Origin of the sequence: Streptomyces maremycinicus (genome assembly GCF_001184025.1) — a bacterium.
Taxonomy (GTDB): Bacteria; Actinomycetota; Actinomycetes; order Streptomycetales; family Streptomycetaceae; genus Streptomyces; species Streptomyces maremycinicus.
On record NZ_BBYG01000018.1, the window covers coordinates 100,642 to 125,358 of the forward strand.

Below are 24,717 nucleotides of genomic sequence, written 5' to 3' on the forward strand. Positions count from 1 at the left end.
GTGACGGGTGTGCTGGGTGTGTCCTGGGTGCGGTCGCTGGTCAGAGCCGTTGTCAGTGGTGCCGCATAGGCTGCGGAGCAGTGGGACGGCGCACGCAACTTTCCGCACGGGGGATCCGATGGGCACGACCAGGAGCAGGACCACCACGACCAGGACCACCGCCACGACGACGATCGTCCTCACCGAGGACGAGCTCTCCCCGTACGTCACGCACGCGCCGACGCGCCGCTGGCTCACCGGCCCCGGCCTGCCCGCGACGCCTGGCGACGCCGGCCTGCTGACGTTCGAGGCGCTGCGCACGGACGGTCTGCGCACGGTCGGGGACTCCACGGGCGACCCCGAAGGCCGCCTCGCGGCCGAGCTGCGCGACCGGCTGGTGATCGGCGGCCTCCTGGGCGCCGACGGCCGCGAGACGGAGTCCGTCCTGCTCGACGGCATGACCGGCGAGATCTCCACGACGTACTTCCTGCACGACCGCCCCGACCTGATGGACCCGCGCCCGCTCGCGCCCTCCCTGGAGAAGCTGGTGCGCTTCGCCACGGCGGTGGACGAACTGGCGGCCCTGCGCGGCCAGTTCGCCTGCTACGCGAGCCGGCTCGGGCCGAAGGCGGTGGCGGAGGCGTCGCAGCAGCTGCTGGCCGTCTTCGAGGAGGGCGCGCGGGACACGGGCGGCGCGTCCGGCCCCTTCTGGAAGCTGGCCGCGGTGATCCGCCCGCTGGCACTGGTGGCGGGTCCGGGCACGGCGTCCGGCCTGGCCCTGGATCTGCCGGTCCGGCTCCTGGACGAGGAGTTCGGCGCCGGCGGGATCGTCCGCTTCGAGGACGTCGACTGCCCGCGAGCGCTCACGCACGCGCCGACCCGCCGTTTTCTGCGCGAGGTGGGCCTGCCGGAGGAGGTCGTCTGGTTCTCGCTGGAGACCGACATGCCGCTCCAGACCCTCGCCGAGTACTACGCGGACGACCGCGCGGGCGACCTCACCGAGGAACTGCTGCCCGCGAACGCCGGCCGGCTGATCCGCCTGGGGCATCTCCTCGAGGACACCAGCCTGGTCGTCGACGGCGCCACCGGCGCGGTGCTGAGCTGGAGCGAGCCGGACCTCGGCCTGCGCCCGCTCAACGCCGACATCTCCACGCTGGCGTTCACCCTCTGGCTGATCCGCCGGGAGCGGGCCCTGGACGCGGTGCACCGGCTGACCGACGCCTACGACCAGCTCGCCGAGACGATGTCCCGCACCCTGGCCGCGGTCGACCCGGTCGCCTGCGACCCGACCCCGGTCCCCTCCGTCCCCACGGACGACGGAGAGCGGTACTGGCCGGGCGTCTTCGAGGACGAGGCGGGCGGGGGCCTGTACGCGTAGCCCCGCGCCCGCACCGGTCGTCCGCTCCGCGGTCAGCCCTTGCGGCACCGGCCGACGTCGATCCGCACGACCTGCGGGTCGTGGTCGCTGGCCTGGTCGGCGAACTCGGCGTTGATGTGCACCACGTCGTAGTCGTAGTGCGTGACGGCCGGGCTCGTGAGGATGTGGTCCAGGGTCTGCGCGTTGCCGTCGTAGACGTAGGTGTAGCGCTCGGCGGCCGGCAGCGTGGTGATCAGCGGCTTGAGGACCTGGCCGGCCGTCAGGGTGCCGACGGTCTGCGAGAACTCGTAGTCGTTGAGGTCGCCGAGCACCACGGTCTTGGCGTTCCTGTCCGCCGCGAGCAGGGACTCGACGAAGGTGTTCACCTCCGCCGCCTGCGCCTGGCGCTGGGTCTCGGAGCTGCGCGACGGCGGCTGGTAGCGCCCGTGCAGGGGCTGGTCGCCGCCCTTGGAGGTGAAGTGGTTGGCGATCACGAAGACCGTCTCGCCGTGGAAGACGAACTCTCCGACCAGCGGCTTGCGGCTGTCGTCCCAGGCGCCGGAGGCCGGGTCGACGCGCCCGGGGGAGGCGGTGAGCTTCGCGCCCTTCCTGGTCTTCACCACGCCGGTGGCCGTCACGGCGTCACCGCCGGCCCGGTCGGTGAACGAGACCCGCTCGGGGTTGAAGAGGAAGACCTGGCGGATGTTGCCGCCGGGCTCGCCGCCGTCCTGGTTGTCGGCGGGGGCGATGTAGCGCCACCGGTAGCGGGGGCCGCCGGCCGCGCGGATGGCGTCGGTGAACCGCTTCAGGGTGGCCTCGGAGGTGACCGTGCCGTCATCGGTGGCGCCGTTGTCGTCCTGGATCTCCTCCAGGGCCACGATGTCGGGGGAGTTGAGGTTGACGGCGACACCGTGCGCCAGCCGGTCGATCTTCTCCTGGGCGTCCAGCGCGTCCAGGTTCTCCACGTTGTACGTGGCGACCGCGAGCTCGCCGCCCTTCTGCCGGCGGGTCACTTCCTGCTTCAGCCCGTTGTCGACCAGCGTGCCGAGCCGGGTGGCCTGGACGTTGTAGCCGCCGTAGGTGGAGTAGTCGAGCGGCCCGGTGGTGGTGCCGGACAGCTCGTCGCCGACGTCGGCCGAGGGGAAGGCGGAGGTGGTGTCGAGCGACATGACCTCCAGCCGCCCGGTGTTCGGCCGGTCGTAGGAGGAGTAGAGGGTCCCGCCGCGTGGCGTGGCGTTCTCGTCCGGCTTGACGGTCACCCACAGCTCGCCGTAGGCGTCGCTCGCGCCGACCACACGCGCGTCGGAGAACGCGACCCGCATGCCCTCCGCCGACTCGTAGAAGTCCTGCGCGTACACGCCCGGTTCGAGGGCGAGCGACTCGACGCTGCCGCCCCCGGCCCTGGGGATGTACGCGCCGGGGACGCTGGTGGCGTCCACGGTGACGGCGGCGGGCAGCGCGTTGCCGCCGGACAGCACGGTCGTGGTCGGCGCGGTGAGCTCGGTGACCGACTGGCTGGTGCTGCTCGGGTAGTACTCGCTGACCTTGCCGCTGACCAGCACGGAGTCGCCGACGGCGACGGTGGGGGTGACGGACCCGGTGTACACGAACACGCCCTCGCTGGTGCGGGGGTCGGCGTCCGCGGCCGGGTCCTGGATCCAGTACCCCTTGGACCCGGAGGTCCGCACCCCGGTGACGACGCCCGGCACCCGGCCGACGCTCTGCCCGGCGAGCGGGGAGAGCCGGGTGGTGCCCTGGATGTCGTGGACGCGGACGGTACCGGGCGTGCTCGGATCGCCGCCGCCGTCCCCGCCACCGTCCCCCGAACCGGGCGTCTGCCCGGCGGAGTTGACCGGCGTGGGGGCTCCCGCCGCCAGGTCGGACGCGTTGTCGTCGGTGTCGCCCAGGGCGGCGCCGCGCGCCACGGCGGCGGTGTTGGAGGCCCCGGCGGCCGGCCCGCTGCCCTCCCGTACGAGGGCGCTGCCGTAGCCGACCAGGTCGACGATCCGGCTGTCGGCGGCGCAGTCGGCGGCCGTTCTGCACGTCAGGGCGGTGGTGCCGGAGACGAGCGCGAGGGTGCCGCTGGTGGCGCTCATGGCGATGGTCCCGGTGGCGTCGGCGGTGGGCAGCGCGGTGCTCCCTCCGGTGCCGGCGGCCTCGGCGACGAGGAATCGCCCGCCGGGCGCGACGGTCCCGCTCAGCGTGGTCACCTGCCACAGCGAGGACGCCGACGGCGCACCCGGCAGGTACTGCACGCTGTACCCGGCCAGGTCGTAGGCAGCCGACCCCGCGTTGCCCAGCTCGACGAAGTCCCGGGTCAGGGTCGCCCCCGAGTTCCCGCCCCCGCCGTACGCCTCGGAGATCACCGCGGAGGCGGACGGCGCCGCGTAGGCGGCGGGCAGCGAGGTGATGGCGAACGCGCTCGCCACACCCACGGCGATGAGCGCGCAGGCGGCACGGCGGGGTCTGTTCCCTACGGATCTGGACACGCTGGAGGTCTCCTCGTACGTCGTGTACGGCCGATGTCGGTGTGGGGGATCCGGCTCAAGTTACGCGCGTAGAGAGGTGGTTGTTAAGGGGGCGCAGGTTAATTCGGAGGAACGGAAAGGTGAGTGTCGCCGTGGCGGCGGGTGTGGCCGGCGGATCGAGGAGGCCGACCCGTGCCGCTGGATCCGGTCCTACGCGATGTCACCGACAACTGTGAGACAGGGAAGGCGCCGACACCTCACGTCTCCCACACGCCACTGGTCGGTGAGCCAGGTTCGCTAGGCTTTGGGGAAGTCACTTGCACTGTGGGGGTTTACATGACCAGTGCGCGGTTCAAACCGGTTCGGTCCACCAGCCGACAGCGCGTGTCGCGGCCGCTTGCACAGCCCCCGGGACAACGGGAGCCGACGTCCTCGCCTGAGGTGAAGCGGCAGCCGACGTCCTCGCCTGGACAGCGGACGGTGACGCCGGAGGCGAGGCCGCAGCCGACCTCACCGCGTGGGCAGCGGGCTGCCCGGACGGTGACGCCGGAGGTGAGGCCGCAGCCGACCTCACCGCGTGGGCAGCGGGCTGCGCCCGAGGTGAAGCGACAGCCGACTGCACCGCGCAGTCGGGCGGAGCGTGTCGAGGAACGGCAGCGGATCCGGACTCCGGACCCCGGTACGGGTTCCCCCTCCGCCCCTGGCGGCTCGCTCGCAGGGATGCGGCCCCCGGGCGCCGACGCGCCGGACCGCTTGATGGTGGTGTTCCTCGGACAGATCACCAACAGCCAGCTGGCGTTCAACAACGGCACGGTGACCCAGAACACGACGAGGGAGCCGTCCGGGCCGCATCAGACGAGTCGGGCTCGGACACTGCCGGAACCGGGGAGCGACTCCCCGCGCGGCAAGCGTTCCCTTTCGGTCCAACCGCCGTGGGAGTCCTCGCCGATGAACATGGCCGACCGGCGAAACGGGACCCTGACCAGTGTCGAGGAGAATTGTCGGACAGCGCTCCTGGAGGCGCTCAGTGGTCTGCTGGACCGGCTCGAACTGCTGGAACTGAGCTCCGAGGAAACGCGAGGTGCCCTGCGCCACGACTTGCGAATGCTCCGGGCCGCGCTGGGGCGGACTCCGCTCGACATGAAGCACGTTCACGCGTTGATCAGGCGGGTGCAGGCCCAACTGGACCTGGACGAAACGGCGGAGGAAGCGGAGTCGACCGAGAGCTGAGACGAACAGCCGACAGGGCCCACTTAACCTGGGTGATGTTCCGCCCGGACGGCGGCCTCTGCTCCGCAGGCTGACGACACGCCGACGACAGGCCGACGACGAAAGGGCGGCACCCCTCGGGGTGCCGCCCTTTTCTTTTTCTTTCGAATTTCTTTCAAAGGGGGGTGGGCATTCGTTACTGCCTCCCATTTGTCATGTCGCTACCGGGTAATTCCCCAAAATCCGCACCAAAGCACGGAACAGCAGGGGAGGCGAGGTGGTCCGCGATGTCACGGTAAAAAAAATGATCGAAAAATATGCCCACCTGACGTAGGGTCACTACGGCTCGCCGGAATGACCGAGCGAGCAAAAACAGGGGGTACATGATGCGTCAGAAGATTGCGGCCATGGTCGCAACCACCGTGATCCTGACCGGCGGAGCACTCGCCAACGCGACGTCGGCATCGGCGACCGTCGATCCGCCCAGCGGTGGTTGGGACCACACGTGGACGACCTCGGACTCCAATCCGGGTGGCACGGCCTACATCGCCGAGTACGGCGACATCGTCTCGGTCTGTGACACGGACGCCGACGGAGTCTCTCCCCGGGTCCAGATCGCCGTCCAGTACCCGAGCGGCGCGTATCACATCCGCTACACACTCACCGCCTCGGGCGGAGAGGGCGCATGCGCCTCGGCTCGTGCTTCGCAGGGGGGTATCTACGACCTCCCCGAGGACACTTCGATCAGCGTCGCGGTCTGGCTGGGCCCGGACTACGGCAGTGTGACCACGCACTACTACGTCAACGACCACTAGCCGGTCCGCAGGGGCGGAGCTGTCCCCGTGAGTCCTGCGCCGCTCTCCTCGTGGTCGTCGAACCTCTGAGGCCGGCCGAGGAACTGAGACGGCGGAACGAAATGGGCGGCACCCTCGGGGGTGCCGCCCATTTCGTTCCGTCCGGTCAGGCCGGTCAGAGGCCGTGGCGGGAATTGAACCCACGTACCTCGCTTTGCAGGCGAGTCCCTAAGCCACTCGGGCACACGGCCGGGTCGGGTGCGGGGCGTCGGCCCCTTTCCGAACTCGGTACGTCGACCGTACGGGCGGGGAGGGACGGGGCTCAAGGGGGACGCGGGGGCCGCAACGGGACTGCCACACGCCGTTCATGAAGCGGGGGTGCGGGGCGGTGGTCGTAGGACCATCGTCCCGGGCCGGGACCCGCCTTCCGACAGGGGTCAATGTCGGTTGCGGACCTTACGCTGGCGACCATGGCTGCCCTCGAACCCCGCGACACCGGTGTCGCCGACGACGTCCCGTCCCCTCCGTCCGCCGCCGCCGTGGAGCGGGCCGGCGAGACCGTTCTCGGGCGGTCCTACCGGGCCCTCACCATCGGGATCGTCTCCGTGGTGCTGCTCATCGCCTTCGAGGCGACCGCCGTGGGGACCGCCATGCCGGTGGCGGCGCGCGAGCTCGACGGGGTGGCGTTGTACGCGTTCGCGTTCTCCGGCTACTTCACCACCAGCCTGTTCGGGATGGTGTTCGCCGGGCAGTGGTCGGACCGGCGGGGACCGCTCGGGGCGCTCGGCGGCGGCATCGCGGCCTTCGCCGCCGGGCTGCTCCTCTCCGGCAGCGCCGGGAGCATGTGGGTGTTCATCCTCGGCAGGGCCGTGCAGGGGCTGGGCGGCGGGCTGGTGATCGTCGCCCTGTACGTCGTCGTCGGTCGGGCCTACCCGGAGCGGCTGCGGCCCGCGATCATGGCCGCGTTCGCCGCCTGCTGGGTCGTGCCGTCCGTGGTCGGGCCGCTGGCCGCCGGTGCGGTCACCGAGCGGCTCGGGTGGCGCTGGGTCTTCCTCGGGACGCCCGCCCTCGTGGTGCTTCCGCTCGCGCTCGCGCTGCCGCAGATACGGCGGCGGGCGGGCGGGCCCGTGGAGGGCCTGACCGCGGGCGCCTTCGACCGGCGGCGGATCAGGCTCGCCCTCGGCATCTCGCTGGGCGCCGGACTGCTCCAGTACGCCGCCCAGGACCTGCGGCCCGTCTCCCTCCTCCCCGGCGCCGCGGGCGTCGCGCTGCTCGTGCCCGCCGTGCTCGGGCTGCTGCCGCACGGCACCTGGCGGGCCGCCCGCGGGCTGCCGTCCGTCGTGCTGCTGCGCGGGGTGGCCGCCGGGTCCTTCGTCGCCGCCGAGTCCTTCGTGCCGCTGATGCTGGTGACGCAGCGGGGGCTGAGCCCGACACTGGCCGGGTTCTCCCTCGCGGCCGGCGGGGCGACCTGGGCGCTCGGGTCGTGGGTGCAGTCCCGTCCGTGGGCGGAGCCGTACCGGGAGCGGCTGATGGCCCTCGGGATGGTGCTGACGGCCGCCGCCATCGCCACCGCGCCCAGCGTCCTGATCCACTCCGTACCCGTCTGGACCGTGGCCGTCGCCTGGGGCTTCGGGTGCTTCGGGATGGGGCTGGTGATCGCCGCGTCGAGCGTGCTGCTGCTGAAGCTGTCCGCTCCCGCGGAGGCCGGGGCCAACTCCGCCGCCCTCCAGATCTCGGACGGTCTGTCCAATGTGCTGCTGCTGGCGGCGGGCGGTGCCGCCTTCGCGGCGCTCGGTGGCGGGAGCGTGGCGCACGCGACGGCGGCGACGGCCACGAGCGCCGCCGGTTCGCATCCGGCCGCCTTCGCCGCCGTCTTCCTGCCCATGGCGGCCGTCGCGCTGTTCGGGGCCTGGGTGACGACACGGCTGCGGGCGCGGCCACGCTGACATCGGGCCGGGTCGCGGTGCTGCGCGTGCCGAGCCGGCGCCGTCCGTCTCTGTGACCTCAGTCCCACCCGGACACGACCCGGCCTCGTTCGCTCGTTGACGGTGTCGGGCCGCCGGTAGGGTGGCCCGGTTGTCATACGCAGCCGAGAGCCGAGCAGCCCGCCCGACCCTGAACCCGGAGACCGTGACTACCACCGCCGCTTCCTCCACCTCCCACTCCCACCACCTGTCACCGGCCTTCCCGGGCCGAGCCCCCTGGGGCACCGCGAGCAAGCTGCGGGCCTGGCAGCAGGGGGCGATGGAGAAGTACCTCCAGGAGCAGCCGCGCGACTTCCTGGCCGTCGCCACACCCGGCGCCGGCAAGACGACCTTCGCGCTGACCCTGGCCTCCTGGCTGCTGCACCACCATGTCGTGCAGCAGGTGACGGTGGTCGCGCCGACCGAGCATCTGAAGAAGCAGTGGGCGGAGGCGGCCGCGCGGATAGGGATCCGGCTGGACCCGGAGTACAGCGCGGGCCCGCTCAGCAAGGACTACCACGGTGTCGCCGTGACGTACGCGGGTGTCGGCGTCCGCCCGATGCTGCACCGCAACCGCAGCGAGCAGCGCAAGACCCTCGTCATCCTCGACGAGATCCACCACGCCGGCGACTCCAAGTCCTGGGGCGAGGCCTGCCTCGAGGCCTTCGAGCCGGCGACCCGGCGTCTGGCGCTCACCGGTACGCCGTTCCGTTCCGACACCAATCCCATCCCCTTCGTGTCGTACGAGGAGGGCAACGACGGGATCCGGCGGTCGGCGGCCGACTACACCTACGGCTACGGGTCCGCGCTCGCCGACCAGGTCGTCCGGCCCGTCATCTTCCTCTCCTACAGCGGCAACATGCGCTGGCGGACCAAGGCGGGCGACGAGATCGCGGCGCGGCTCGGCGAGCCGATGACCAAGGACGCGGTCAGCCAGGCCTGGCGTACGGCGCTGGACCCGCGCGGGGAGTGGATGCCGAGCGTGCTGCGCGCCGCCGACCAGCGGCTCACCGAGGTCAGGAAGGCCATCCCGGACGCCGGCGCGCTCGTCATCGCCTCCGACCAGGAGTCGGCCCGCGCCTACGCCAAGCTGATCCGGGAGATCACCGGGACGAAGGCGACCCTCGTCCTGTCCGACGACACCGGCGCGTCCAGCCGCATCGACGACTTCAGCGGCAGCAACGACCGCTGGATGGTCGCGGTGCGGATGGTGTCGGAAGGCGTCGACGTGCCCCGGCTCGCCGTCGGGGTGTACGCGACGACCATCTCCACACCCCTCTTCTTCGCCCAGGCCGTCGGGCGTTTCGTGCGGTCCAGGCGGCGCGGTGAGACCGCCTCCGTCTTCCTCCCGACCGTGCCCGACCTGCTCACCTTCGCCAACGAGATGGAGGTCGAGCGCGACCACGCCCTCGACAAGCCCAAGAAGGAGGGCGAGGAGGATCCGTACGCCGAGTCCGAGCAGGAGATGGACGAGGCGAACAAGGAGCAGGACGAGGACACCGGCGAGCAGGAGCAGTTCGCCTTCGAGGCGCTGGAGTCCGAGGCCGTCTTCGACCGGGTGATGTACAACGGCGCCGAGTTCGGCATGCAGGCCCACCCGGGGAGCGAGGAGGAGCAGGACTACCTCGGCATCCCGGGTCTGCTGGAGCCCGACCAGGTGCAGATGCTGCTCCAGAAGCGGCAGGCCAAGCAGATCGCGCACAGCCGCAAGAAGCCGGACACCGAGGCGGACCTGCTGGAGCTGCCGGCCGAGCGGCGGCCGGTCGTCTCGCACAAGGAGCTGATGGAGCTGCGCAAGCAGCTCAACACGATGGTGGGGGCGTACGTCCACCAGAGCGGCAAACCGCACGGTGTGATCCACACCGAGCTGCGCCGGGTGTGCGGTGGGCCGCCGAGCGCGGAGGCGACGGCGGGGCAGCTGCGGCAGCGCATCGCCAAGGTGCAGGAGTGGGCGACCCGGATGAAGTGAGGGTGCCCGTGCCACCCCCGCTCCCGCACCCCCGTCGGGCCTCTGCCGGGCCTCTGCGGGACCGCTGCGGGACCTCCGTGGGTCTCCGTGGGTCTCCGTGGGTCTTCGTGGGTCTCTGGCGGGGGCGTGAGTCGTGGCGTGACGCTCCGTACGTATCGGGATAAATGCAAGTAGTCCATACCGGCCAGTGACCGGATTCTGGACGGAGCCTTCCGCTCAGCGAACCGGCTTCGCTACTGTCCCGCTACGCACACGCCCCGTGGCAGCGCCGCCGCGGAGCGCAGCCGTGAAGCGACTGGGCCCGGACACGCCGGCCCATCTGTCGATCGGCGGCCTCTGAAGCGCGTCACTGACGGGACTCGGTGACGCATCCGCCGCGACGGAGGTTGCCGACCTCACCACTTAAGGAGTGGGCGTCGTGACCGCGGAGACCTCCCAGACGCTCGATCGAGGACTGAAGGTCCTCAAGCTGCTGGCCGACACCGACCACGGGCTGACCGTCACCGAACTTTCCAACAAACTGGGCGTCAACCGGACCGTTGTGTACCGGTTGCTCGCCACGCTGGAGCAGCACGCACTCGTACGGCGTGACCTGGGCGGGCGAGCCAGGGTCGGCCTGGGGGTGCTGAGGCTCGGCCGCCAGGTGCATCCGCTGGTGCGGGAGGCCGCGCTGCCCGCGCTGCGATCGCTGGCCGAGGACATAGGGGCGACCGCGCACCTGACCCTGGTGGACGGGACGGAGGCGCTCGCCGTCGCCGTCGTCGAGCCGTCCTGGACGGACTATCACGTGGCTTACCGGGCCGGGTTCCGGCACTCGCTGGACCGGGGTGCCGCCGGCCGGGCGATTCTCTTCGGACGGCAGAACCCGGTGCGTCCGACGGACCAACCCGGCTACACGCTGACGCACGGCGATCTGGAGGCCGGCGCGAGCGGGGCCGCGGCTCCGCTGCTGGGCGTGACCGGCGTCGAGGGCAGCGTGGGCGTGGTGATGCTGGCCGACTCGGTGCCGGAGCGGGTGGGACCGCGGGTCGTCGACGCGGCACGGGAGGTGGCGGAAGCCCTGCGCTGACGCGGCACGCCGCCGTACCGCGCCGGCGCCCCGAGGATCTCGGGGCGCATGAACGGACGTGACGGCCGACGAAGGCGGGGGAGGCGGGGAAGCCGGGAGACGCGGGAGGCGCGGGAGGCGCGGGAAGCCGGGGAGGCGAGGAGCCTGCCTCGCGACCGCCCTGCCGCGGACCGGGCGGCGACCCAGCCCCCGGGCCGCCCTCCGTCGCCCCGGGCCGCCCCCGTATGCCTCCAGCCGCGAGCGGGAACTCGTGGTCACGTTAGATTGACCTCGTGCTCTCACGCCTCTCACGCCCCAAGGCCCTCACCGTCTGCGCTCTGCCGCTCGTGGCGCTGCTCGCGGCGGCCGCGTTCGCACCGCTGCCGTTCTCGGTGGCGCAGCCGGGCATGACGGCGAACGTCCTCGGCGAGAACAAGGGCACCCCGGTCATCACGATCACCGGCGCGCCGGTCCGGAAGACGACCGGGCAGCTGCGGATGACGACGATCGAGGCGACCAACCCCGACACCGACGTCAGGCTCTCCGACCTGATCGACAGCTGGTTCGCCACCGACCAGGCGATCATGCCGCGCGACTCCGTCTACCCCAGCGGGGAGACCACCAAGGAGATCGAGCGGCACAACACCGAGCAGATGGAGCAGTCCCAGGACGCCGCGACCGAGGCCGCGCTGAAGTACCTGGGCCGCAGCGACGACGGCATCGAGGTCACGCTGAAGCTGTCCGATGTGGGCGGCCCCAGCGCCGGGCTGCTCTTCTCGCTCGGCATCGTCGACAAGCTCGACGGCGACGGCAGCGGCGGCGATCTCACCGGCGGTCGCACGATCGCCGGTACCGGGACCATCGAGGCCGACGGCACGGTCGGCGCCGTCGGCGGTGTGTCCCTGAAGACGCAGGCCGCCCGGCGGGACGGGGCGACCGTGTTCCTGGTGCCGAAGGCCGAGTGCGCGGACGCCAAGGCCCAGCTGCCGAAGGGCCTCCGGCTGATCCCGGTCACCACCCTGAAGGGCACGGTGACCGCACTGACGGCCCTGGAGAAGGGAAAGGGCTCGGTACCGAGCTGCTAGGCGGCCGCGCCCCCCGCTACTTCACGAACCCCTCCTTCTTCATCCAGTCCAGGGCCACCTGGTGGGGGTCCTCCCCGTCGACGTCCACCTTGGCGTTCAGGTCCTGGGCCACCGTGTTGTCCAGCTTCTTCGTCACCGGGTCGATGACCTTCGCGATCGCCGGCCACTTCTTCAGCGTCTTGGAGTTGACCACGGGGGCCGCGTTGTAGTTGGGGAAGAAGTTCTTGTCGTCGTCCATCACCACCAGGTTCATGGACTTGATGCGCCCGTCGGTGGTGAACACCTCCCCGTAGGTGCAGGCGCCCTTCTGGATCTGGGTGTAGATGATCCCGGTGTCCATCTGCGTGATCCGCGACGCCGACACCGACATCCCGTACGCCTTCTCCATGCCCGGGAGTCCGTCCGCCCGGTTGGCGAACTCGCTCTCCACGCAGAGCGTCACGGCCTGCGGGTCGGACTTGGAGAGCGCGGCCACCTGCGACAGCGTCCTGGTGCCGTACTTCTTGAAGTTGGCCTGGTTCATCGCCAGCGCGTAGGTGTTGTTCAGCCGTGACGGCGGCAGCCAGGTCACGCCGTTCTTCAGGTCGGCGTCGTGCACGGCCTGCCACTGCGCCTGCGGATCGGGGATGGGCTCGCTGTTGCCCTGGTAGGTGATCCAGGCGGTGCCGGTGTACTCGTACATGGCGTCGGCGTCGCCGTTCCTGACCGCCTCGCGCGAGCCGATGGAGCCCTGGATGCCGGTGCGGTCCAGGACGTCCGCGCCGGCCGCCTGGAAGGCGATGCCCATCATCGCGCCGAGGATGAGGTTCTCGGTGAACGACTTGGACGTCACGGTGAGATGGGCGCCCTCGAGCGGCTCACCCTGTCCGATCGACCCGGGCGAGACGTCGTCGACCATGGGGGAGCCGCTGGTGAGCCCGCATCCGGCCAGGGCGCAGCCGGTCAGTGCCGCCAGCGTCCCGGCGATCACCGGGCGGGAGCGCTTCACGCGTCCACCTCCAGTCCCCGCGGCCGCAGCAGCACTTCCGCCAGTGAGGCCAGCCAGTCGACGAGCAGGGCGAGCGAGACGGTGAGGATCGAGCCCAGGACCAGCACCGGCATGCGCTGGTTGGTGATGCCGGTGGTGATCAGCACGCCCAGGCCGCCGCCCCCGCCGAAGGTCGCCAGGGTCGCCGTGCCGACGTTGAGGACGAGGGCCGTGCGCACCCCGGCCAGGATCAGCGGGACGGCCAGCGGCAGCTCGACCTTGCGCAGCACGCCCAGCGCGGACATCCCGATGCCGCGGGCGGCCTCCAGCAGCGTCGGGTCGTTCGACTTCAGGCCCGCGATGGTGTTGGCGAGCACCGGCAGGATCGCGTAGGCGATGATGCCGATCAGGGCGGCCTTCGTGCCCGTGCCCAGCCAGATCACCAGCAGCGCGAGCAGACCGATCGCGGGTGTCGCCTGCCCCATGTTGGCGACGGCCATCGCGAACGGCGTGGCCCTGCGCAGCGAGCCCCGGGTCAGCAGGATGCCGAGCGGGATGGCGATGATCAGCACGAAGAAGGTGGAGATCACCGTGAGCTGCACCTGCTGCCACAGCGCCTTCGACACCTGTCCGTTCGACAGCGCGTTCTCGGAGATCGGGTCCAGGTCCGCCTGCTGGAACCACAGCCAGGTCGCGAGCAGCAGGGCGACCAGGAAGGCGGGCAGGAAGGTCAGCTTCTGCCAGGTGAGGCGGCGGCGGGGCGGCGCCTGGGGCCGCGTCCTGGTCTCCCCGGGCTCGCCCTCGGTCCCGTCGCCCGGCCCGGCGGTCCCGGCCGGGCCGGCCCTGCCGCCGGCGTTCTGGTCCAGGTCGGGAGTGCTCATGCCTTCGCCTCTCCGCCCGGTCCCTCCTGTTCCGCGTGCGTCTGCGCGGCCCGGGCCTCCTCCAGTTCGTGTTGCGCCTCCAGCGCTTCCAGCCGGTCGGCCTCCAGCAGTTCGTGGACGGAGTTCAGCAGCGTCTCCATGTCGACGACCCCGATGTACTCGCCCCGCCGCCCGGTGACCGCGACCCGCCCGGTGTTGTCCGTGAGCACCGCCTCCAGCGCGTCGCGCAGGGTGGCGTCCCGGGTCACCGTGTCGCTGACCAGGGTTCCGGCCCGCGCCAGCGAGCCCCTGGCCCGCATCAGGTCGCCGCGGCGCAGCCACTTGTACGGCCGTCTGCGCTGGTCGAGCAGCAGGATCTCGTTGGTACCGCTGGAGCGCAGCTTGTTGAAGATGGTCTGGAGCGGGTCGTCGACGGTCACCGTCGGGTAGTCGGTGATCTCCACGTCCCGCACCCGGCTCAGGTTGAGCCGCTTCAGCGCCGCCCCCGCCCCCACGAATCCGGAGACGAAGTCGTCCGCCGGGTTGGTGAGGATCGCCTCCGGGGTGTCGAACTGGGCGATGTGCGAGCGTTCGCGCAGCACCGCGATCCGGTCGCCCAGCTTGATCGCCTCGTCGAAGTCGTGGGTGACGAACACGATCGTCTTGTGCAGTTCGTGCTGGAGCCGGATCAGCTCGTCCTGGAGGTGGTCGCGGGTGATCGGGTCGACCGCGCCGAACGGCTCGTCCATCAGCAGGACGGGCGGATCGGCCGCCAACGCCCGTGCCACACCGACCCGTTGCTGCTGTCCGCCGGACAGCTGCCGGGGATAGCGGCCGTGGAACTCGCCGGGGTCGAGCCCGACCAGGTCGAGCATCTCCTCCACCCGGTCCCGGATCCGCCCCTTCGGCCAGCCGATCATCTTCGGCACGAGCGCGATGTTCTGCGCGACCGTCATGTGCGGGAAGAGGCCGGACGACTGGATCGCGTACCCGACCTTGCGGCGCAGCTTCACCGGGTCGATGTCGGTGACGTCCTCGCCGTCGATCCGGATCCGGCCGCCGGTCGGCTCGATCAGCCGGTTGATCATCTTCAGCGTGGTCGACTTCCCGCAGCCCGACGGGCCGACGAAGATGACGGTCTCGCCCGCCTTGATCTCCATGGTGACGTTGTCGACGGCCGGGCTGGGGTTGCCCGGATACCGTTTGGTGAGGTTGACCAGCTCGATCGTCGCCCCGTGGGCGCCGCCCCCGGACTCGGTCTCAGACACGGATCCCCCTGGGAATCGTCAGCCGTCCGATGACGACGTACGCGGCGTCGAACAGCAGGGCCAGGATGATGATCCCGAGCGTTCCCGCCAGGACCTGGTTGAGCGCGTTCTTGCTGCCGAGCGAGGCGATGCCGCGGAAGATCTCGTTGCCCAGGCCGGGCCCGGAGGCGTACGCGGCGATGGCGGCGATGCCCATCAGCATCTGGGTGGAGACCCGGATGCCGGTCAGGATCGGCGGCCAGGCCAGCGGCAGCTCGACCCGCAGCAGCCGCATCGCCGAGGACATCCCGATGCCCTTGGCCGCGTCCACCAGCGTGGGATCGACGCCGCGCAGCCCCACGATCGCGTTGCGCACCACCGGCAGCAGTCCGTACAGGGTCAGCGCGATCACCGTCGGCGGTACGCCGAGCCCCACGAGCGGGATCAGCAGACCGATCATCGCGAGCGAGGGGACGGTCAGGATCGCCGAGGTGCCGACGGTGGCGAGGTTGCCCGCCCAGCCGCTGCGGTAGGTGACGACCCCGATCACGACGCCGATCGCGGTCGCCATGAGCATGCACTGGAAGACCAGGCTGGCCTGCTGGTAGGCGTCGGTGAGCAGCTGCTGGTGGCGGTTGGCCAGGTACTCCCAGAAGTTCACACGCCCTCACCGCCCCATGTCGACCAGGCCCGGACCAGCTCCGGGTCAGGTCCGCTGGGTCAGGGCCTGTCCCGGTCGTCCTCGGCCGCCTGCTCCACCAGCGGGATGATCCGCAGCGGAACGGGGTTCTCCATCACGATCGCGGTGGAGGCCCGGACAATGCCATCAAAACCGACGACCAGGTCGATCACCCGCTGGAGGTCGGCGTTGGAACGGGCCACCAGACGGCACAGCATGTCCCCGCTGCCGGTGGTGGTGTGCAGCTCCAGCACCTCGGGCACCGACCCCAAGTGGGCCCGGACGTCGGCTCCTTGCCCCTGCCGGATCTCCAGCGTGGCGAACGCCGTGACCGGGTAGCCGAGCGCCGCCGGATCGACCTCGGGGCCGAATCCCCGGATGACTCCATTCGACTGAAGCCGGTCGAGCCGCGCCTGCACCGTCCCCCGGGCCACCCCCAGCCGCCGGGACATCTCCAGCACCCCCAGGCGCGGCTCCCGGGCCAGCAGCACGATGATCCGGCCGTCCAGTCGGTCGATCGCCATACCCGTCCGCCTCCGCGATGGTCACCCTGTACGGAGCTCCGGTCCGTACCGCCGCCCCGCTGGACACCTTGCCCGGCGACCGAGCGAACTATTGCGCACCTTGCCGCCCGGAGCGAGGCTTCGACCATGACCCGGATCACACAGCACACCCCCGGCACCGCCCGGCGGGCCGACCCCTTCCCGGTCGAGGGAATGGACGCCGTGGTCTTCGCCGTGGGCAACGCCAAGCAGGCCGCGCACTACTACTCCACCGCCTTCGGCATGCGGCTGGTCGCCTACTGCGGACCGGAGACCGGCAGCCGTGAGACCGCCTCGTACGTGCTCACCAACGGCTCGGCCCGGTTCGTCCTGACCTCCGTCGTCAAGGCCGCCACCCCCTGGGGCCACTTCCTCGAACGGCATGTGGCCGCGCACGGCGACGGCGTGGTCGACCTCGCCATCGCGGTCCCCGACGCGCGGGCCGCGTACGCCTACGCGATCGAGCACGGCGCCCGCTCGGTCGCCGAGCCGTACGAGCTGAAGGACGAGCACGGCACCGTCGTCCTCGCCGCGATCGCCACCTACGGGGAGACCCGCCACACCCTGGTCGACCGCTCCGGCTACGACGGCCCCTACCTGCCCGGCTTCGCCGCCGCCGAGCCGATCGTCGAACCGCCCGCCCACCGCACCTTCCAGGCGATCGACCACTGCGTCGGCAACGTCGAACTCGGCCGGATGAACGAGTGGGTCGGCTTCTACAACAAGGTCATGGGCTTCACGAACATGAAGGAGTTCGTGGGCGACGACATCGCCACCGAGTACAGCGCCCTGATGTCGAAGGTCGTCGCGGACGGCACGCGCAAGGTCAAGTTCCCGATCAACGAGCCCGCCGTCGCCAGGAAGAAGTCCCAGATCGACGAGTACCTGGAGTTCTACGGCGGCGCAGGCGTCCAGCACATCGCGCTCAACACCGGCGACATCGTGCAGACGGTACGGACCATGCGGGCGGCCGGGGTCCGGTTCCTCGACACCCCCGACTCCTACTACGACACCCTCGGCGAATGGGTCGGCGACACCCGCGTCCCCGCCGAGACCCTGCGCGAGCTGAAGATCCTCGCCGACCGCGACGAGGACGGCTACCTGCTCCAGATCTTCACCAAGCCGGTCCAGGACAGGCCGACCGTCTTCTTCGAGATCATCGAACGGCACGGCTCCATGGGCTTCGGCAAGGGCAACTTCAAAGCCCTGTTCGAGGCGATCGAACGCGAGCAGGACAAGCGCGGCAACCTCTAGGGCCGCCGCTCACGGCCGCTCTCACGGCCGCCGCTCACGGCCGCTCTCACGGCCGCCGCTCACTCCGGCAGTTCGGCCGGGGCCGGTTCGCCGCCCAGCCGGGCCAGCACCTCCCGGGCCACCGGGGCGAGCAGCGGCGAGAAGTACGGATTGATCCGCAGGGCCTCCGTCAGATGCCGTCGGGCCGGACCCTCCCTCTCCAGCGCCCGCTCGATCATGCCCAGGTGGTACATGTACGGCGCGCTGAGCACGGCACCCCCGTGCACCCGGTCGGTGGCGATCAGCGCGAACCCCAGCGCCTCCTTGTCGTCCCCGGCCCGGTGCAGCGCCCAGCCCAGCGCGTCCGCGACCGCGATCCCGGGCTGCTGCCGCCACTCGGCCCGCAGCCGCCGCACCGCCGAGGCCGGATCCCCGTGGTCCGCCTCGAACCGGCCGAGCACCAGCGCCCCGTCCACCCCGCCCGCCGCCTCCTGCCGGACCCGCGCCCGCAGCAGGTCGTACTGGACGCGCGCCGCCTGCGTGAGGCCCAGCGACTCGTACAGTTCGCCCAGCTCCAGCGCGTACGCCGGTGACGGCTGCTTGGCGAGCGCCACCCGGTACGCGCTCAACGCCTCCGAGCTCCGCCCCAGCGCCGCCAGCGCCCGCCCCTGCCCGGCCTGCGCGGCCCGCTGGTCGGGGTCGATCCTGACCGCCTCCTGGAAGTGCCGCAGGGCGTCCTCCCGCTCACCGCGCTCCCAGGCCAGCTGCCCCGCCCGCTCCAGCCAGGCCGCCTGCTCGGCGGGGGAGGAGGCGCCGGCCGCCGCGTCGGCCAGCGCGGCCTGCGCGTCCTCGCGCCAGCCCCGCTCCCAGTAGACGCCCGCCGCCCGGGCCCGCACGGCAGGACCGGAGTGCAGCGCCGTCAGCGAGTCGAGGGCCTTGCGGGCCTTCTTGTAGTCGCCGAGCCCGGTGTACGCGTCGATGAGCTGCGGGTACGTCGTCCAGCGCTTCGGCGCCAGCTTGCGCGCCGCCTCGCCGAAGGACAGCGCCGCCCGGAAGTCACGGCGGGCGTTCGCCAGCGCTGCCAGACCGTCGAGAGCCTCGGCGTTGGCCTTCGGGCGCACCTTCAGCGAGGTCCGCAACGCCCGCTCGGCCTTCGGGTACAGGACGGCGGCGTCGGCGGTGCGCCGGCCCTGCTCGACGTAGGCCGAGCCGAGCACCGCCCAGGACAGCGCGTCCCGTGGATGCGCCCGCACCCGGCTCTCACGCTCGTCGATCAGCACCGCCAGATCCGGCAGCGCGGCCGGCACCCCCGCACGGACCGCCGTGCCCGCCTGCGCCCCCGGAGCCGGCCCGGGCGCCCGGCGCACGGTGGACTCCTCGCCGGGCAGGCTCAGCAGCACCCCGCCGCCCAGCGCGAGACACCCCACGAGCGAGCCGACGAGCAGCCGCCGGCGCAGCCGGGACACCCTGCCGGGGGCCGCGGGAGCCGCGTCGCCCGCGGCGGTCTCTTCGGGCGCGGTGCGCTCTTCGGCGCCGCGCTCTGCGTTCTCCATGGCGCTCACTGTGCGTCAGTACGACGACCGTACGACGTCAGCCGATGGCTCGGGCGGACGGGGTTCACACCGATGGCCCCGGGTGCGAACCTGTGATCATGAGCCGTCACCTCGTCGACCGTCTGCTCGCCGGCCTGCCCCCCGAGGCCGTCCTCTCCGACCCGGACATCACGGGCTCCTACGCCAACGACATGGCCAGTTTCTGCCCGGCCGGCACCCCCGCCGCCGTGGTGCTGCCGCGTACCGTCGAAGAGGTCCAGCACGTCATGCGCACGGCGACCGCACTGCGCGTCCCGGTCGTCCCGCAGGGCGCCCGCACCGGACTGTCCGGGGGCGCCAACGCCTCCGAGGGCTGCGTCGTCCTCTCGCTGACGAAGATGGACCGGATCATCGAGATCAACCCCGTCGACCGGATCGCCGTCGTCGAACCGGGCGTCGTCAACGCGGCGCTCTCCCGCGCGGTCAACGAACACGGTCTCTACTACCCGCCGGATCCCTCCAGCTGGGAGATGTGCACGATCGGCGGCAACATCGGCACCGCGTCGGGCGGACTGTGCTGCGTGAAGTACGGGGTGACGGCCGAGTACGTCCTCGGCCTGGACGTCGTGCTCGCCGACGGCCGCCTGATGACCACCGGCCGCCGCACCGCGAAGGGCGTCGCCGGATACGACCTCACCCGGCTGTTCGTCGGCTCGGAGGGCTCGCTGGGGATCGTCGTCGGCGCGGTCCTCGCCCTGCGGCCGCAGCCGCCGCAGCAACTGGTGCTGGCCGCCGAGTTCGCGTCCGGGGCCGCCGCCTGCGACGCGGTGTGCCGGATCATGGCCGGCGGACACGTCCCGTCCCTCCTCGAACTCATGGACCGTACGACGGTCAGGGCCGTCAACGACCTGACCCACATGGGCCTCCCGGAGACCACCGAGGCGCTGCTGCTGGCCGCCTTCGACACCGCCGACCCGGCCGCCGACCTCGCCGCCGTCGGCGCGCTCTGCGAGGCGGCCGGCGCCACCCAGGTGGTCCCGGCCGACGACTTCGCCGAGTCCGAACTCCTGCTCCAGGCACGTCGGTCGTCGCTCGTCGCCCTGGAGGCCGTCAAGGGCACGACGATGATCGACGACGTGTGCGTGCCCCGGTCCAGGCTCGGCGAGATGATCGAGGGTGTCGAGCGCATCGCGGAGAAGCACCGGCTGACGATCGGGGTCGTCGCCCACGCGGGCGACGGCAACACCCACCCCACCGTCTGCTTCGACGCGGCCGACCCCGACGAGTGCCGCCGCGCCCGCGACTCCTTCGACGAGATCATGGGGCTCGGCCTGGAACTCGGCGGCACCATCACCGGCGAGCACGGCGTGGGCGTGCTGAAGAAGGAGTGGCTGGCGCGCGAGATCGGCCCGGTGGGGGTGGAGATGCAGCGGGCGGTCAAGGCGGCGTTCGATCCGCTGGGCATCCTCAACCCGGGCAAGCTGTTCTGACCGCGCCGCCGGGTCCGCCGCCCGGTCCGCCGCCGGGGCCGGGAGTGTGCCCGCGCGCGATGCCTCACTCCCCGTCCACGGACTCGTCCGACGGCCACGGGTCGCACAGCCACAGGTCGTCCGCGGGTGTCGGGGCGAGCAGCTCGGCCAGACCGTCGTCGATCCCGAGCTGATCGGCCTCGGTCCCCGGGGGCACCACCCGCAACGTCCGCTCCAGCCAGGCCGAGACCTGGGCCGAGGGCGCTTCGAGAAGGGCGTCCCCGTCGGGCGAGCTGAGCGCCATCAGCACGACGCTGCGCCCCTCCACCTTCGTCGGCCACACCCGCACGTCCCCGTGCCCGCACGGCCGGAACACGCCCTCCACGAGCAGTTCACGGGCGAACGTCCAGTCGACCGGGTGCTCGGAGTTGATGTGGAAGGCGACGTGGACCGCGAACGGGTCGTCGCTGCGGTACCGCAGCCGGGCCGGGACCGGGATGCTGCGCTCCGGCGACAGGATCAGCCTGAGCTCCAGTTCGCGTTCCACCACGGTGTGATGCATGTCGGTTCTCCTCTCGGGACGGGCCTCGCGCGGACCCGCGGTGGGCCCGTACGAGTGGAGAGGGGCTCGGCCCGGAACCATTACGCGGGTCCGGAGAACTTTTTTCGGCGGGTTCGGGAGCCCGCCTCCGGCGGGCGGTTCCGAACATGTGAAGAGCGTGCACGGGCTTGCCCGGAAAGGGGCGGGTCCGACAGGACTGGCAGTGGGGCTTGCGTCGGTCTGATAGATGTGGAGCCCCCCATCCCACCCCCGAGCAGATACGGGACGACGGACATGAGCGCCCCAACCCCGGCACCCGGCGACGACAGGCCCCGCGAGGGGTACTACCCGGACCCCTCCATCCCTGGATACGTCCGGTACTGGAACGGTGCCTCCTGGGTACCGGGCACCAGCCGGCCGGCGCCCTCCGACGGCCGACCGCTCACGCCTCCGCCCGGCTCGCCGCCGGCCGCCGTCGAGGAGACCGGCCCGCACTTCTTCGACGAGGACCCGGCACCGGCGGACCCGTACGGCGGCCGTCCGGAGCCCGCCTCCGCGTGGGGCGCCGACCGCGCCCATCAGTCCGGCTTCGGCGGCGACCAGGACCGCCGCGTCTCCTGGGGCGCCCCGCAGGGCGCCGACCCCAGGGTGCCCACGCCCGCCCCGGCGCAGCCCGACGGCCGGTCCACGAGCACGGACGGTACGTCGCCGATCCCGCCCGCGGCGCCGGAGGAAGGTGCCGGGGACGGGGACGTGGTTTCCGGGGGCACCTTCGTCTTCCGCCGCCCGACGGCGGGCGGCGCCGCCGCGCCCGCGCCGGGTGCCGCCGCCCCCGCCGCCGGTACCTCCGGCGCCCCGGGGCCGGTCGCCGACGAGGGCACGGTCACCTTCGGCCCGCCGGCCCCGCGCAGCGGCCACCGGGACGCCCCGTCCGGCGTCCGCCCGGTGGGCAACCCCGCGTTCCCCGACGCCGCCCGGGGGCCCGGCCCCACGGCGGCTCCCGGGACCCCCGGGCCGGGCGACCCCGCCCCGGCCGCGTCCGCCGCCTTCGGCGCCCAGGGTCCGGTCGGGGCGCCCGCCCCCGCCGAGCCGGGCTTCGGGGCGGGCAAGGCGGCCGCCGAGCGCGCCACGGCCCAACCCCCGGGCGTCCCCGCCCCGCAGGGCCCGGCACACGTCGCCGCGGCCCAGGCACCGGTCCCCGCCCAGGCCCCCGCGCCGAGCCCCGCACCGCAGGGCCCGGCGCACGTCGCCGCCGCCCCGGCACCGGTCCCCGCCCCGACTCCGGCTCCGGCCCCCGTGCCGAGCCCCGCACCGCAGGGCCCCGCCGGTTTCCCGGCCGCGCAGGCCGGTGCGGCGCCCGCACCCGCACCCGCGCCGGTGCCCGCGCCCGCCCCGCTCGCCGGTCCCCAGCAGGGTGCCGCGCCCGGCGTGCCCCAGCAGACCGGCGGGCCTCAGCCCACCGGCGGGCCGCAGCCGCCGCAGGCCGCCGCGCAGGCCGCCGTCCCCATGGCCGCCGGTCCCGGCGGCGGGCAGTCCTCGTGGGCGCAGCAGGTGCACCAGCTCGCGGGTGCCGAGGGCGGACCCGTCGCGCCCTGGAAGCCGCCGGTCGACGACATCTTCCAGGCGGCCGCCCGGCGGGCCTCCGAGGCCCGTCCCGCGGGCATCGGCAAGCGGCTGGCCGCCCGTCTCCTGGACACGCTCGTCCTCGCGGCCGTCACCTCCGCCGCGGCCGTGCCGCTGGGCGCGAAGGCCGTCGACCACGTGACGGCGAAGGTCGACGCCGCCAAGCTCACCGGAGAGACCGTCACCGTCTGGTTGCTGGACGGCACGACGTCGGTGTACCTCGGGATCGTCCTCGCCGTGCTGCTGGGCTTCGGGATCGTGTACGAGGCCGTGCCGACCGCGAAGTGGGGCCGCACGCTGGGCAAGAAGCTGTGCGGTGTCCAGGTGCGGGACATCGAGGGCGGCGAGCCCCCGTCCTTCGGGGCGGCCCTGCGTCGCTGGCTCGTCCTCAGCGTGCCCGGGCTGCTGGTCATCGGCGTGGTGGGCGTCGTCTGGGGCCTGTTCGACAAGCCGTGGCGGCAGTGCTGGCACGACAAGGCGGCGCACACGTTCGTCGCCGGCTGACCCGAACCCGCCCGGCTGCCCTCCTCCGGCCTCCGTGCCCCGGCCCTCGTGCTCCCGGGTCTGCGTCCCCCCGGCCTTCCGTCTCGGCCTTCCGTCCCCCGGACGGCCGCTCGCCGGATGCGGAGTCCGCGGGTTCGCGGTCGACTCGGGGGCATGACCACCGAACCGCCCCCCGGCTCCGGCGGCGGCGAGCCGCCGGAGGACGACCCGTTCAGGAAGCGGCCCCCGCGACAGGAGCCTCCGCAGCCCCCGTACGGGCAGGGACAGCCCCCGTCCGGTGCGGGGCAGGGCTCGCCGTACGACGCGCCGCGCGACCCGTACGGCGGTGGGGCGGGGCAGCCCCCGCCCTACGGCGGTGGCCCCTATGGCGGTGGTCCGCAGGGCGGCGACCCCTACGGCGGCTACCCGGCCGACCCGCTCTCCGGGATGCCCCCGCTCGCCGACAGCGGCAAGCGCACGCTGGCCCGGATCATCGACATGATCCTCGTCTTCATCGTGGTGTCGCTGCTGGCCTGGGCCTTCGGGGTCGCGCAGTACACGGTGGACGCGGACGACATCGAGTTCGGCAAGACCTTCGGGCGGGAACTCCTCGCGGCGATCCTGTACGTGGCCTACGACACGATCCTGACCGCCAAGTCCGGTCAGACGCTGGGCAAGAAGTGGCTCGGCATGCGGGTGGCCAACCTCGACAACGGTTCCACGCCCTCGGCGCAGACCTCGCTGGTCCGCGCCCTGGTGCTGTGGGTGCCGTTCGCGTTCTGCTGCGCCTGTGTGTGGACGGCGATCTGCGGCGGCTGGAGCTACTTCGACAAGCCCTACAAGCAGGGTCTGCACGACAAGGCGGCCAAGACGGTGGTGGTCAGCACGCGGTGAGCCGGCCGCGCGCACGACGCAGGGCCCGCACCACGAGGTGCGGGCCCTGCGTCAAGTGCGCGGGTGTCAGGGGGCGGTGCGCTCCCGGACGGGCTCGGACGCCGAGGCGACCGAGGCCGGGACCGACGCGTGTACGGGGGCACGCGCGGGCACGGTGACGGGTTCGGGCCGGCTCGCGGGCAGGCTCGCCGTCGAGCGGGCCGCGGGTCGGATCACGGAACGGGTCGTGGAGCGGGCCACGGGGGCGCGCGACGGCTTCGGCACCGGGACCGTCATGGCGACGAGCACGCCGAGCGCGACCGCGGCGACGACGACGACCGCGATCCCGGGGCCCGAACTCGTCTGTGACAGCAGCAGCATGGCGAGCGTCGAGAAGATGACGGTGCAGGAACCGTACGTGAGCTGTGCGACAGTCGGACGAGGCATGGCAATCGGTGTCCTCGGAAGCGGGGGCGGTCTCGACTCTAATCGCCTGCATGCCCGAGCGGGACGAACGGTAAGCGTGACCTAACCCACGGTGCCGGTGCACAGGGGGCGCACGGAGTCATGGCGTCCGTCAACCGGACCGTCCCGCGCGCCCGTCAGGGCCTCCTTCACGTAAACGTCACATGTCCGCAATGCGAACACGCCCTCCCAATAATGCAGTTGACTTGTCCAAGTCAAGGTCTGTCTTTTCTCGTAAACCAGTAGTCAAATGGCGTCACTTGACTACACGCGTATAACAGCGCGCGGACCTTCCTTGACAGGGATCCCCCCTTTCCGCGCGTCCGGACG

At 72.2% G+C, this 24,717-nt stretch carries 20 protein-coding genes and 1 tRNA gene; 11 read left to right on the forward strand and 10 right to left on the reverse strand.

The annotated features are described in order from the left end of the window. The first annotated feature begins 118 nt into the window (after positions 1-118). Complete coding sequence (locus tag AOQ37_RS27650; protein ID WP_062648004.1) at positions 119-1,357, forward strand: SUKH-4 family immunity protein; 1,239 nt, start codon at positions 119-121, stop codon at positions 1,355-1,357. A gap of 32 nt (positions 1,358-1,389) precedes the next feature. Here AOQ37_RS27650 and AOQ37_RS27655 read toward each other — a convergent pair whose 3' ends face one another. After that, a complete protein-coding gene (locus AOQ37_RS27655) occupies positions 1,390-3,825 on the reverse strand; it encodes a DUF8508 domain-containing protein (protein ID WP_062648005.1) in 2,436 nt (811 codons plus the stop codon). Between the two features lie 735 nt (positions 3,826-4,560). On the opposite strand from AOQ37_RS27655, the gene AOQ37_RS27660 reads away from it, so the two are divergent. Together AOQ37_RS27660 and AOQ37_RS27665 are read left to right on the forward strand one after the other, a co-directional pair. Next, on the forward strand, positions 4,561-5,034 hold the full coding sequence (locus AOQ37_RS27660) for a hypothetical protein (RefSeq protein ID WP_159401374.1): 474 nt from the start codon (positions 4,561-4,563) through the stop codon (positions 5,032-5,034). A 386-nt stretch (positions 5,035-5,420) separates the two neighbouring features. After that, positions 5,421-5,828, forward strand: a complete 408-nt coding sequence (locus AOQ37_RS27665) for a hypothetical protein (RefSeq protein WP_062648009.1) — start codon at positions 5,421-5,423, stop codon at positions 5,826-5,828. A 158-nt stretch (positions 5,829-5,986) separates the two neighbouring features. Here AOQ37_RS27665 and AOQ37_RS27670 read toward each other — a convergent pair. Next, a tRNA-Cys gene (locus AOQ37_RS27670) sits at positions 5,987-6,058 on the reverse strand. Positions 6,059-6,277: 219 nt separating this feature from the next. On the opposite strand from AOQ37_RS27670, the gene AOQ37_RS27675 reads away from it, so the two are divergent. The 4 genes from AOQ37_RS27675 (at position 6,278) to AOQ37_RS27690 (ending at position 11,873) form a co-directional block, all read left to right on the forward strand. Beyond that, positions 6,278-7,753, forward strand: coding sequence for an MFS transporter (locus tag AOQ37_RS27675; RefSeq protein WP_062648011.1), 1,476 nt, complete (start codon positions 6,278-6,280; stop codon positions 7,751-7,753). Between the two features lie 184 nt (positions 7,754-7,937). Then, positions 7,938-9,740, forward strand: a complete 1,803-nt coding sequence (locus AOQ37_RS27680) for a DEAD/DEAH box helicase (RefSeq protein WP_062648013.1) — start codon at positions 7,938-7,940, stop codon at positions 9,738-9,740. 418 nt (positions 9,741-10,158) lie between these two features. Next, entirely contained in the window at positions 10,159-10,809 is a 651-nt protein-coding gene (locus AOQ37_RS27685; RefSeq protein ID WP_062648016.1) for an IclR family transcriptional regulator, read from the forward strand. A 272-nt stretch (positions 10,810-11,081) separates the two neighbouring features. Then, positions 11,082-11,873, forward strand: a complete 792-nt coding sequence (locus AOQ37_RS27690) for a S16 family serine protease (RefSeq protein ID WP_062648018.1) — start codon at positions 11,082-11,084, stop codon at positions 11,871-11,873. A 16-nt stretch (positions 11,874-11,889) separates the two neighbouring features. Here AOQ37_RS27690 and AOQ37_RS27695 read toward each other — a convergent pair whose 3' ends face one another. From AOQ37_RS27695 to AOQ37_RS27715, 5 genes are read right to left on the reverse strand one after another with little or no spacing between them, the layout of a single operon-like run. Next, positions 11,890-12,861 carry a glycine betaine ABC transporter substrate-binding protein gene (locus AOQ37_RS27695; protein WP_062648020.1) on the reverse strand — a complete coding sequence of 324 codons (972 nt, stop codon included), beginning with the start codon at positions 12,859-12,861 and terminating at the stop codon, positions 11,890-11,892. Beyond that, positions 12,858-13,721, reverse strand: a complete 864-nt coding sequence (locus AOQ37_RS27700; RefSeq protein ID WP_062648022.1) for an ABC transporter permease — start codon at positions 13,719-13,721, stop codon at positions 12,858-12,860. Before AOQ37_RS27700 ends, AOQ37_RS27695 begins: the two co-directional genes overlap by 4 nt. Further along, positions 13,718-14,968, reverse strand: coding sequence for a betaine/proline/choline family ABC transporter ATP-binding protein (locus AOQ37_RS27705; protein ID WP_062648024.1), 1,251 nt, complete (start codon positions 14,966-14,968; stop codon positions 13,718-13,720). The genes AOQ37_RS27700 and AOQ37_RS27705 overlap by 4 nt, the downstream gene beginning before the upstream one ends. Then, positions 14,961-15,608, reverse strand: coding sequence for an ABC transporter permease (locus AOQ37_RS27710; protein WP_062648026.1), 648 nt, complete (start codon positions 15,606-15,608; stop codon positions 14,961-14,963). Before AOQ37_RS27710 ends, AOQ37_RS27705 begins: the two co-directional genes overlap by 8 nt. A 59-nt stretch (positions 15,609-15,667) precedes the next feature. Next, positions 15,668-16,150: an Lrp/AsnC family transcriptional regulator gene (locus AOQ37_RS27715; RefSeq protein ID WP_062648028.1), complete on the reverse strand. Its 483-nt coding sequence runs from the start codon at positions 16,148-16,150 to the stop codon at positions 15,668-15,670. Positions 16,151-16,276: 126 nt separating this feature from the next. On the opposite strand from AOQ37_RS27715, the gene hppD reads away from it, so the two are divergent. Next, on the forward strand, positions 16,277-17,422 hold the full coding sequence (hppD, locus tag AOQ37_RS27720; RefSeq protein ID WP_062648030.1) for a 4-hydroxyphenylpyruvate dioxygenase: 1,146 nt from the start codon (positions 16,277-16,279) through the stop codon (positions 17,420-17,422). A 59-nt stretch (positions 17,423-17,481) separates the two neighbouring features. On the opposite strand, the gene AOQ37_RS27725 is transcribed toward hppD, so the two are convergent. After that, positions 17,482-18,954 carry a tetratricopeptide repeat protein gene (locus AOQ37_RS27725; RefSeq protein WP_078890386.1) on the reverse strand — a complete coding sequence of 491 codons (1,473 nt, stop codon included), beginning with the start codon at positions 18,952-18,954 and terminating at the stop codon, positions 17,482-17,484. Between the two features lie 98 nt (positions 18,955-19,052). Between AOQ37_RS27725 and AOQ37_RS27730 the strand changes: the two genes are divergently transcribed. Next, entirely contained in the window at positions 19,053-20,423 is a 1,371-nt protein-coding gene (locus AOQ37_RS27730; protein ID WP_062648441.1) for an FAD-binding oxidoreductase, read from the forward strand. Positions 20,424-20,487: 64 nt separating this feature from the next. On the opposite strand, the gene AOQ37_RS27735 is transcribed toward AOQ37_RS27730, so the two are convergent. Continuing rightward, a complete protein-coding gene (locus AOQ37_RS27735; protein WP_062648032.1) occupies positions 20,488-20,964 on the reverse strand; it encodes an SsgA family sporulation/cell division regulator in 477 nt (158 codons plus the stop codon). Between the two features lie 273 nt (positions 20,965-21,237). On the opposite strand from AOQ37_RS27735, the gene AOQ37_RS27740 reads away from it, so the two are divergent. Together AOQ37_RS27740 and AOQ37_RS27745 are read left to right on the forward strand one after the other, a co-directional pair. Continuing rightward, positions 21,238-23,070, forward strand: a complete 1,833-nt coding sequence (locus AOQ37_RS27740; RefSeq protein ID WP_062648034.1) for an RDD family protein — start codon at positions 21,238-21,240, stop codon at positions 23,068-23,070. A gap of 153 nt (positions 23,071-23,223) precedes the next feature. Beyond that, on the forward strand, positions 23,224-23,943 hold the full coding sequence (locus AOQ37_RS27745) for an RDD family protein (protein ID WP_062648035.1): 720 nt from the start codon (positions 23,224-23,226) through the stop codon (positions 23,941-23,943). 66 nt (positions 23,944-24,009) lie between these two features. Here AOQ37_RS27745 and AOQ37_RS27750 read toward each other — a convergent pair whose 3' ends face one another. Beyond that, positions 24,010-24,369, reverse strand: a complete 360-nt coding sequence (locus tag AOQ37_RS27750; protein ID WP_062648036.1) for a hypothetical protein — start codon at positions 24,367-24,369, stop codon at positions 24,010-24,012. Positions 24,370-24,717: the final 348 nt, after the last annotated feature.